Origin of the sequence: Cupriavidus consociatus, assembly GCF_017814975.1 — a bacterium.
Classification (GTDB): Bacteria; Pseudomonadota; Gammaproteobacteria; order Burkholderiales; family Burkholderiaceae; genus Cupriavidus; species Cupriavidus consociatus.
In genome coordinates, this window is sequence record NZ_JAGIQA010000037.1 from 50,926 (window position 1) to 61,320 (window position 10,395).

The 10,395-nt window shown below is 56.9% G+C and carries 9 protein-coding genes and 1 pseudogene; 2 read left to right on the forward strand and 8 right to left on the reverse strand.

All coding sequences use genetic code 11. From position 1 onward, the window contains the following. Positions 1–76: 76 nt before the first annotated feature. The 6 genes from J8I82_RS33250 to J8I82_RS38670 form a co-directional block, all read right to left on the reverse strand. Positions 77–1,213, reverse strand: a complete 1,137-nt coding sequence (locus J8I82_RS33250; RefSeq protein WP_209763909.1) for an IS110 family RNA-guided transposase — start codon at positions 1,211–1,213, stop codon at positions 77–79. 557 nt (positions 1,214–1,770) lie between these two features. Further along, positions 1,771–2,967 carry an IS110 family RNA-guided transposase gene (locus tag J8I82_RS33255; RefSeq protein ID WP_209763910.1) on the reverse strand — a complete coding sequence of 399 codons (1,197 nt, stop codon included), beginning with the start codon at positions 2,965–2,967 and terminating at the stop codon, positions 1,771–1,773. 300 nt (positions 2,968–3,267) lie between these two features. Beyond that, positions 3,268–3,852 (reverse strand): GIY-YIG nuclease family protein, encoded by a 585-nt coding sequence (locus J8I82_RS33260; protein ID WP_209763911.1) that lies wholly within the window; start codon positions 3,850–3,852, stop codon positions 3,268–3,270. A 29-nt stretch (positions 3,853–3,881) separates the two neighbouring features. After that, complete coding sequence (locus J8I82_RS33265) at positions 3,882–4,331, reverse strand: hypothetical protein (protein WP_209763912.1); 450 nt, start codon at positions 4,329–4,331, stop codon at positions 3,882–3,884. 132 nt (positions 4,332–4,463) lie between these two features. Continuing rightward, positions 4,464–4,550, reverse strand: coding sequence for a hypothetical protein (locus tag J8I82_RS38665; RefSeq protein WP_245180415.1), 87 nt, complete (start codon positions 4,548–4,550; stop codon positions 4,464–4,466). Between the two features lie 83 nt (positions 4,551–4,633). Continuing rightward, a complete protein-coding gene (locus J8I82_RS38670; protein ID WP_336620923.1) occupies positions 4,634–4,981 on the reverse strand; it encodes a restriction endonuclease in 348 nt (115 codons plus the stop codon). 640 nt (positions 4,982–5,621) lie between these two features. On the opposite strand from J8I82_RS38670, the gene J8I82_RS33275 reads away from it, so the two are divergent. After that, positions 5,622–6,197 (forward strand): cold shock and DUF1294 domain-containing protein, encoded by a 576-nt coding sequence (locus J8I82_RS33275; RefSeq protein ID WP_209763913.1) that lies wholly within the window; start codon positions 5,622–5,624, stop codon positions 6,195–6,197. A gap of 352 nt (positions 6,198–6,549) precedes the next feature. On the opposite strand, the pseudogene J8I82_RS33280 reads toward J8I82_RS33275, so the two are convergent. Beyond that, positions 6,550–6,943, reverse strand: a pseudogene (locus J8I82_RS33280) (Tn3 family transposase); the annotation flags it as partial. A 201-nt stretch (positions 6,944–7,144) separates the two neighbouring features. Here J8I82_RS33280 and J8I82_RS33285 point away from each other — a divergent pair. Then, positions 7,145–9,769, forward strand: a complete 2,625-nt coding sequence (locus tag J8I82_RS33285) for a hypothetical protein (protein ID WP_209763915.1) — start codon at positions 7,145–7,147, stop codon at positions 9,767–9,769. A 421-nt stretch (positions 9,770–10,190) separates the two neighbouring features. On the opposite strand, the gene J8I82_RS33290 is transcribed toward J8I82_RS33285, so the two are convergent. Then, the coding region (locus J8I82_RS33290; protein WP_209763916.1) for a hypothetical protein at positions 10,191–10,395 on the reverse strand (205 nt) is incomplete at its 5' end.

Sequence of the window (10,395 nt, forward strand, 5' to 3'; positions counted from 1 at the left end):
GCTGGGTAGCCCAAGCCTGTTCCGGGCGCGCTGACCTGCTGTCGCTACCGTTGACCCTTCGTTGCCTTAAGCAGCATCATTTCGCGATTGGTTTGAGGCTCGCGCCGGAGGGTATCTCACCGCACTCGAGATAGCGCCATAAAGCGATTGCCAAACGACGCGCAAGTGCGACGATACCGACGCGCCGCATGCGCTTACCGTTTGGCGCAAAGCGCGCATTGAACCACTGCGTGAGATGACTCGTTGGCTGGTAGCGTAACCAACTCCACGCCAGTTCAATCATCAGCCAGCGAGATCGTTTGTTGCCTGCCTTGCTGATGCCTTGGTCTACCTGACTTTCGCCGCTGCTGTAAGGCGTCGGTGTCAGGCCTAAGCAACCCGCAACTTCGCGCCGGTTGTGAAAACGCCGCCAACCAAACAGTTCCTTGGTCAGCACCCAAGCGCTGCGCACTCCGATCCCGCTGAGTCGCGCGAGCATCGCGATGGCCGGTTGCGCGCCAGCTTTCATGTCCTCGTGCTGCTGGGCTTCAATTGTTTTGATCTGCGTTGCCACCAACGCCAGTCGCGCGACTTCACGCTCAATTTCCGCACGCAAGCCGGGAGGCAGTTGTGAGCCATGAACGGTCCACCAGTGTTTCCAGGATCGGGTGCCAACGTGTGCAACTCGTACGTTGTGCAAGGTTAGAAGCGAACGAATCCGGTTGGTGTGGGCTGTGCGTTCGCGGCTGAGTCGTTCCAGTTCGCGGTGCAAACGCCGCTCATCCTCCTGCTCTGGGGTGGGGATCCGTGCGATGGCCCACACGCGACGCTCGCCAGCGTGGTAACGCATTAACATCGAGAGCAGCTTGTCGGCGTCAAGCCGGTCGGTCTTGGCGCGTCGTGCGCGGCGGTTGACTTCAATACTAGCTGAGTCCACCACAAGGTTTTGGATACCTTGCTCCATGAGCCATCGGTGCAGCCAGAAGCCATCGCGTCCGGCTTCGTAGCAACTGCGGATCGCCCCGCCGGTTGGGAGCCGGCAGCGTGCTTTGGCTTTGGCAATCACACTCAGCACTGCCTCCTTATCACCGGCAGCTACGGTATGGCGGCTCGGCGCGAGCACGGCGTCACTCAGTGATAGCTTCCAACTCTTTTCACCCAGTTCGAAGGCGATATACAGATGGCCGATAACTGCCGTATCCTGTCCTTGAAGGGCTGTGTCAGGCGCATTCATTTGCAGGCTCCTTTTGTAAAACGGATTCTCGAAGCTTCGTTTTACTTCAAGTGGCTAATCTGTCCAGCCCTTCATAGTATCTCGGTGAAGGTGTCAGCGCCGCGCATGAATCTCGGATGGAGTGGTGTCTGGTAATCAACGCTTTGGCATGCTGCCCCGCTGACTTTCGGGGCTCGGTATTTCAGCAGCCTGCTTCTATGATGAGTCGGAAGGCAAGAATTTTTGCGCAAATTGATCCAACTTCCCTCCTAATCTAGCTCGCGCTTGCCGAAGGCGCTTATCGTCGAAGTTGCCTTGGAGCGTCTGTCGCGTTTGTTCACCAGTTTCAAAGTTCCCGGTCATCTTTACGTGAGACTTCGACGTCCCACCAACTTCTATCCGCTGGTATTGCCCAGCCCAATCCTGTATGCGCGTTGCGCTAAGGCGACCTTGATGCGACAAGCCCCATCTAGTAGTGTCGGTTGCGTTTGCAACCAGCAGGCTGCACGGGCTTGTCTACTTCGAACTGACTTCCGATACGAGGATAGCAATAGCTAATGCGAGTTGCCGCCATTGCTTCAAATTGCTGCCACCTCGCCGGCTGAACGTTTTAATCCTGTGGTCTTTCTGTTTTTCAGAAGCGCTCCCTCGGGCAGGATTCCATGCGTCTGATAGCGCCACAGAGCGATGACCAGTCGTCGCGCCACGGCGACGATGGCGATCCGCTTGCCCCGCTTGTTCTGGTTATTTCCTTGGGTGCGCTGCAGGTACGACTGCGTCATCGCGCTGCCTGGCTGATAGCGTAACCAGAGCCACGCCATTTCAATAAGCAGAGAACGCACGCGCCGGTTGCCCTGCTTACTGATCCCTTGGTCGACCCGGCTCTGGCCGCTGTCGTACGGCTGCGGCGTCAAGCCAACACAGGCGCCCACCTGCCGGCGGTTGTCAAAGCTGCGCCAGAACAGCTCGAGCACCAGTCGTGTCGCGCCGACCTGGCCGACTGCCTTGAGCCGTTGAAGGTCGGCAATGCGTTTTTGTGCGGGTTCCGGCAATTGCCTGACCAAGTCTTTTTCCAGTGCAGCGAGCTGCTGCTGGACTAAGGCTAGGCGCTGACACTCCCGGGTCAGGCGCGCATGCAAGTGCGCAGGGATTGCCGCGCCGTCGTAGCAGGAGATTTCTCCCTTTGCTAGCCGCTTTGCGATATCGCCTTCGACCTCTTGCCAGCAACCCACTGTTCGCAGCAGCTTGCGGATCCGGTCACGGTGCTGTAGCGCTTCCTTTTGAAGTTCGCCCCGGTCGCGTACCAGGTGGCGCTGCGCTTCGGTTTCAACGGCCGGTACGCGAATCACGTGCATGCGGTCATGTTCGCCGCGCAGCCAGGCGCGCAGGCACAACACCAGCTTGATCGCGTCGAGCCGGTCGGTCTTGGCCCGCCGCGCGTGCCGCTCCACCGGGATGCTTGCCGCATCGCAGATCACCACTTCGTATCCCAGCCTTGATAGCGCCCGCTCGATCCAGAAGCCGTCCTGGCCAGCCTCGTACAATACGACAGTGCGCACGTCAGGGCCAAGTCCCCATTTCGTTTTGATCTTCTCGATCGCTTGCATCGCTTCGTCCAAGCGGTGTGCCGGAACCTTTGCAGCTACAGTCTGGATTGCAGGCTTCTCCCGTTTGCCGTCGTGCAGGGCGATTTTCCAAGCACCGCTCGATAGCTCCAGGGCCACTGCCAATACATCTTCTCCGGGCATAGAATTACTGATGCGGGTCGGTTGCATGACGTACTCCAAGGTGAATGGGTGGCACCTTTACTTTAGGATCGCTTCGCGTGCGTTACCGACCTGCCTTCATTCATAGTATCTAGGCGGCGGTTCCGCGACAACGGAAACCGGCATGCTAACCGCCATCGCGGTCAAAAGTATCAATGACCTCATTGGCTTGTCCGCTTTTGAGTTGTATTCTTTGAGAATATGACCGCAGCCATCATTGCACTCCGTCGCAGTAATGGCTCAACGCCGTTGGTGGGGGTTTTTAAGACGGAGCAGGAGGTTTATTTTTGTAGGAATGATGTGCATTTTTCAGCAGACCAGGATGCTAATTTCCGGCCGACTAATAACAGAACCAAGGATTTTATAATCGACGGAGAGACTGCAGAGGAACACCTCGCGAGCCTCTTCTGGCCTATCGAAGTACCTTCGATAGCTCACTGGAAGCTGGTAACACTCTAATCCCTGTTGCACTAGGGCTTCGACCTCACCAATTTTTCCGGAAAGCTGCACCGCTCTCCGGAGCTCCCAATCCCTGACTCCTCCATATTTGCTTTTCCGTAACGTTTCGAGGCGAGAGAGGGGAGAGCGCTCAGTGCTTCCAATCTTCACGAATTTCTTGCTGCTTGAGTATGCGACATATACATAGCCGGCTGCCAGAAATCTCAATTGAAAAGCTATTGCGGCAGTACTGCACTGGATACATGCGCCCTTCCGGGAACGCAACGTGTGTCCTTCGCGTCGGCATGGGGTACAGCCGAAGCAGAAGTGCACGCCTAATTCCTTCATCTTCGGACGATACTCAGCCCTTGATAGGCCCGTGGCATCAAACATTGAATCAATGGGTATTTTGTGCGTCCTAAGGAAGCGCTTTTGTTTTGTTGTCAGATTTCCCATGCGCCTTCTCCTATCGGCAAGAGATTAGGTTACCGGTCTCGCACGATCTTGTACTTTATCTGCCTATTATCAGCTGCGATGATATCAATTGTGAGATTCTGAAACTGCACAGTTTTAGATTCTGCTAAATCGTATTTGACGCTTTGATAGAAGGCGGGGGCAGCATAGCCTCGACGGAATTCCCGATAATTTAGTTCCACAGTCGTTCCGGAGAGACCGGAGTAAATCAGCTCCTTCTTGTAAAAATCTTCCGATGGCTCCGTCATGGTCTTCCATCCGTCTGGCGAGTTTAGAATTCCAACCCATACACGCCGTTTGGTCACGTAGCCGTTCTGATCGGTAAACATGACACTTCCGGTTGTCGCGGTGAGATCCCGACCAACGGTATACGATTTGAAAGTGCGCTGCTCGATTACGGTCGATGCGCAACCGCTAAGTAGTGCAGTTGCAATAATGACGCTAAGAGTCATAAATTTCATGATTTTCCCCTTTGGAGTTTCTCCATATACTGGAATAGTTATCGGAGATGCGCATCGGCCAAATGGATTGGTAACCCCCATCCCTTTGGAGGGTAAATACGCTGACAGGAAAAGGCGCCGTCGAGCAGGTTCCTAGACGTTACGGAACAGCTTGACCTTGCAACCGGGATAGTTTTGGCAACCCCAGAATGCCCCAGCCGGCTCTTTCCGCTCAACCATCTTGATTCCGCAGGCCGCGCACGTCGGCGTCCGGTAGTCGCCTCGAAACGTCTGCTTCAGCAACGTCGCTTGTTTATACTGATCTAGTGCGCGAATGCGTTCGACGATGCCCGGCCCATCAAGTAATTGAATGCCGGCTCGCTCTGCAAACTCCTGCACCGGCCGCCCGACATAGCCAGACAACGCCCAGAAGGTGCCCGACGCACCTTGTGTTTGTGCATGACACCGGCAAGCGCGCAGACCTGTTCCACCTTTACCGGCTTACTCCATGCCTTGCATTGGACCACGGCCACTGGAACATCCAGGCCTGTCTTGTACAAGGTAGCATCGATCCCACCATCGGGTCCATGGGGGACCGTCTTGACCGTGAAGCCCATCGCCTCGTAGTACCCAACACAAAGCAGCTTGAATCGCAAGCTGCTGGAGGGCATCCAGCGTCCAACTATTGATTTCTGGCTTCTCAGGTACGGGTGCTGGCCCCGCCGGGTGGGCTAACCTTCTCCCTGGGCCCGATGGATTCGCCGGGGTAGCGGGGCGACGTGGGCGGCGATGACGGTCGGCTCGTGCGAGAGCGCTGAGCCCTGATCGGGACTTCTTGCGGCTTAGCTCCCGCCCTACCCCGCGCACGGATGTATGACAGCACACCCAGGAAGCCGAACATGGCCGAGGGAACCCACGCTAATGACCGGCTTAACACGGAAATGCCCGTCAATAATGGACTCGACGCGAATATCGCTGGCACGATCCCGCGAAACACAATGTAGGCACCGACGGCCAGTGCTGCGGATATCCACCATGGCGCGTCCATCAAAATCTCGCTAACCGACGGCTCCTTCCTTCTGCGACCCATTTCTCGACCTATTGTTGTTCTTCATTTCATTGCCGCAGCATCCCGCCATCGGCAAATCTACCCGATCTAATATGCCCGACGGATTGCAACAAGCCAACATCCCACCAACTACGGGTGGCAGAGCAGCCGCCATATATCCCACTGACTTCACGGATTCCGCCATCGTCTCGCCTAACGGTATCCCTTAAACTGGATCCTTCGAGCAACACCAGACGAAAACCATGAAAAAAGCAGGTCGGGTCAAGACATGGCATGCAGATAAGGGCTTTGGTTTTATCGACGTCCACGCGGACACGAAAGATGTCTTCTTTCACATCACCGCGCTACAAACACGCGCCGTGACGCCGACGCCTGGCGACCGCGTGAGCTTCGAGCTGGGCAAAGGCCGGGACGGCCGGATACAAGCCCTGAACGTTGCAATCGTCGGTGCACCGAAGGCGCGCTCAGACCCAAGCCCTTGGCCAGTGTTCGCCGGTCTGGCCGCCTTGGGGCTCATCGTCGGCGGCGCCCTGATTGGCTATTTCCCGCGACAGGCCGGCATTGTCAGCCTCCTGGCCAGCCTCATCACGTTCTTCGCTTATGCAGACGACAAGACGCGGGCCAGCCGGAATACGTGGCGCACGCCTGAGACCACCCTGCACTTACTGGCGCTCTGCGGCGGTTGGCCGGGCGCGCTTGCCGCCCAGCACCTGCTTCGACACAAGAATCGGAAGCGGGCGTTTCAAGTGACGTTCTGGGGCACTGTCGCCGTGAACGTTGGCGCCATGGTGCTTTGGCATTCCGTCATGGCGGCCTGAAGAAGGGGAAGCCGAAGGCCGCGGCCGACGAAAAGCACTAGATCGGGCGTTATGTTCAGTATTATCATGATAGTCGCAGACAGCTAGGCTTAGGACCTAAGCCTAGCTGCGCGGCAGACCGATCCACCAATTCCTGGGCCTCGGAAAAAATTATGCAAACCGGTTCTCGGTGCTTGCCGACGAGCATCGCTGACGGCCGACCGCAAGGCGACACAGATCACCACTGCGTGCCGCGCGCAGCTACGCTAGCCCGCACCCGGCGCATCTCGCAGCGAACATCATCGGTGTAGCTCCCTGCTCTCCTTAAGAATCGCAACCCGTTCACCTCAGAGTTCAAGTCAGCGACTGGCAGATGCGTTGAGCGACGATCTACACGAGCGTAAAACAAATGAGGTGAGGTATCCAGGCTCATCGAGTCGCTCGAGACTCGTTGGTCAGTTCCCCACAACACTGTGATGGGGTGCGTCCGTTGAAACTCAACCACGCGCGCTTTGGCGCGCGACAGCCGCCTCGACATCTCGAACACACGCATTGTGGTTGAAATCGCCGCGGCATCGACTGCCTGAATCATGGTGGCATACCTTTCACATCGATCTCGGTGCCGTGTGCCATCAGCGCTCCGTAAAGCGAGACAAATTAAGTTCACTGGCATCGCGTGCCTTCCACGCCAGCAGTACTTTGCTAAATTCCCTGTGGACATTCATTTCGATCATGAGATCTGCAAACTGAGCTGTGCCGATCTCCTTGGCCACATACTGCCGTACCCCGATTCGACATGAACTCCTGGGCGATACGGTAAAATTCTCCGCTCGAACGCAGCAGGCTGGACTGCAGTTCGACCTCGACGGCGCTTTCAGGAAGCTACTGAGCGCAAATGCCGTTAGTGAAATGGCATGGCATTCCGAGGCACCCTGGCCCGAAGTGACATCTTGGAGTTGTCCTGAATCATGCATACGCTCGCTGCCCTTTTGGATCATCATGTTCTGCCGACTCATGAAATGGATCCCGAGAGTGCTGCTGATGCTTGCCTAGTGCAACGTCAATTCGACGACGCATTGTCGGGTTACTTTCAGTTGGATACGTCAACGCCCCGCATCGCCACCAAGGTGGCGTTCTGCGAGTGGATGAAGGGGCAAGCAGACGACGCCCGGCTTCGTCTGCTTGCGTACAAGGATGAATTGGAAAGCGATGGCGTCGGCCTGCTCTGCCAGCTTATTCTTCTAGACGCTAACTATGAGCGCCGTCGTATGGCAATGGAGGCGATCTGGCCGCAGCTATTGGCGGCAACTTCAGCCGACGACGTTCCCGTTATCGCCGCCATGGCGCGCGCACGCTCGTGGTGGCCAAGTGACTACGATAACCCCGATCAACGACTGCGAGAGCTGGAGCGACTGCTAACGCTGCACCCAGACAGCCAACCTCTGCGACTTGCCCTCCTCGTATCCAAACAGCGGGCAGGTGCTCCGGCGCAGGAGAATTTTCATCTTCTCTTCTCGCATTCCTATGCAGCACCGATGCCCCGGTATCTATGGGAATCGGCCATCGTCGCCGCCAAAGCGCAGCAGTATGATGCGTCTCTAGAATGCCTTGAGCAGCTTGTCCGGCGCCAAGGAGGAGGTAGCGCCCCCTCACGAACGTTGATGTTTAACATTGCACTCGCACGCTGCGATGTAAAGGCGGCAAAGGGAGAGCCAAGCGCATTTTCATGCTTCGATGAGCTTTTAGCGGATGCATCTCTTCAATCTGACGAACGCCTCAGGGTAACTCGGGTCGCGTTGGCTGCCGCTTGTCGCGACGCCCGCCAGCATGTCGACAGGTTGGCCGATGACTATCTCCTGACAATGGAAGCGACCGACTGCGCACTGAGTATTGACGCAGCCTGCCTGATCGATGACTCCTACCCCATCGATGGCGATGACTGGGACACTTACGGCGACTCGTGGCCAGGGGGTGACCTTATCCCCTGGCGGGACTGCCTCCTTGATGTTCGAGGACTTCGTGCCCAACACTTCTTTCGCGCCGCCTTTACTGCTTCAGAAATTGAGCAGAAGTACGACGAGGACCCAGAGTTCGCCGAGTTGCCAGCGAAATGGTGGGACTCGCTTGGGAAGCGGTTAGGGAGCGTAGCCGGACACGAAGAAGAATTTGGCGGCAGGCTCCTGTCGCTGCATACTGCAGTGCGCGCGCACCGCCCACGCCCCACCTGGAGCAAGATTGGCAAGGATTGGCTTGCCTCGGAAGCCCTTGCTAAGCGACACGACCTACATACACACGGTTGGCTCACACTGCAAGCGATCGCGGATGACGAAGCCACTGCCCGCACCTTTGCTGCCGGGGTGCTCAAGGAGTTGGCAGCGACGGCCCAGATCGCGGCGCCGATGGCCTATGACTTGGTGGCCGACCTGGCACGAATCCTCAACGACTTGAAGGTATGGCGCGAGTTGCACGCTCTTCTCGATTACGTCGCAGAAGATGACGCTCGATCGCACGTACAGTTCCAACTCGGACTAGCGGCGCACTGGATAAACAAGAACTCCGAGGCCAGAACGGCATATGCGGCGGTGTTGAAAGATGATCCTAATCACTATGCTGCGCTCTTTAACTCACTGCTTCTTTGTAAGGATCATAGCGACACTCCGTATCTGGACCAGCTAGATGCACTGGTAGCGCGCAGTGAACTGAAGGACCCTGAAGAGTCCAAAAAACTACGTGATGCATTGGCGAAAGCACGGGATCGCTGCAAGGACAAGGTAGCGGAAAAGCGCGAGCTTATCCGCCTTACGTTGGCGAAATTCCCTCCTTTACGTCTTAGTGCCCGGCCCGAAGATATTTCGCTGCGGGCAGCCGTCGCACTTCTCGCACTATTCAGGTGCGCCAACGCCGAACCCGGCGACCAACAGCTGAGACCATTCAACGGTTCCGGAACGCCATTCTCGCCCACGGCTAGTTGCCGACAGGCGCTGTTCGAACTCCTCGAGCGAGGCATCGTCGCTGTAGATGAGGGTACGCAGGCCGATGCGTTCGACCTCGGCGATGGGCGCCTCTCCTGGTACTTTGGGGATGTCTGGTGGCGAATGTCACCGGCAAGCGCTGACCTGGTAGAGCAACTTAGAAGCTTGCGCGGCGAGATCCCTGAAAGTTGGCGCAAGGATGTCTTACCTCTGTCCATGGAAATTGCACGCGGTGAGATCACGGAATATTTAAACCACCTTGCGGATGAACGCGGTTGGCCCGAGCCCGGCAATACAGAAGAAGTCTCTGACCTCGTGCACACCTTGGCAAATGAACTACCAGTCGCTCAGGCATTTCATCTCGCATATCTTGGTGCGATGTCCGCTAGTGACTACAAACAGAAGTATCGGGTAAACGGCCAACAAGCATCGAACATGCTAATCAAACGCACAGGTCAACGTCTGGAATCGCTGCGCGAAGGCCGCTTTCCTGCTAGATCCTATGACCGGCCATGGAAACTGCCGCGCTCTGCGGCAAGCCTTGCACTGTGGGGCACCATTCTAGACTTGGGAGACTCTGGATTCGAGAAACGCGTAAGCGATCTCACCAAAGATTTGTGATAGCAGTGACGAGCCAAGGCGGCCGCGCCACAAGGGTTAACTTGCTCGTAACCTTGCCCCGCTTTTCTCCGTTGCGTCGCGGGCGACTGCGACCGGCAGCGCACCAATGGTGGCGGGTTGATTGACGACGAACAGGAGTCGCCGCCTTGAACCGCCGCCAGGCTCCTTGCTGATGTCGCGCACAAAAGCCTTCGCTACGGCCGCGCATCTTGTCGCCTACGCCGCACTATGCCGCATGCGCAAAGCCACTCGCGAGACGCCGCAGCGCTCGGCATCAGGCCAGGGCGGCTCGATGTCGTGGCTGATCGTCTTCACGCCCAACAATTCATAAGCCGGCCTAGCGCTGGCTCTTTTCTTGTGTGTGAAGTCGCGATATGCGGCGAAGTCCAACTGAGTCGCGCTTCTCATCGCCGCCGCCCAGCTACTTCCCGTCCTGTATGATGCGTTCGGGCTTCGAGATGACCGAGCAATCCTGCGGAAACGGACCTAGACCATCGGTTTCCGAATGCAGATGAACAAATACAGGGACGGCGATTGGACGAACGGCAACTAGTACAACATCCCGTAAATAGGTTGAATAATTAATCGCCTCGGATATCATGGCGGGATGAGCCGAGGCCGCCAAG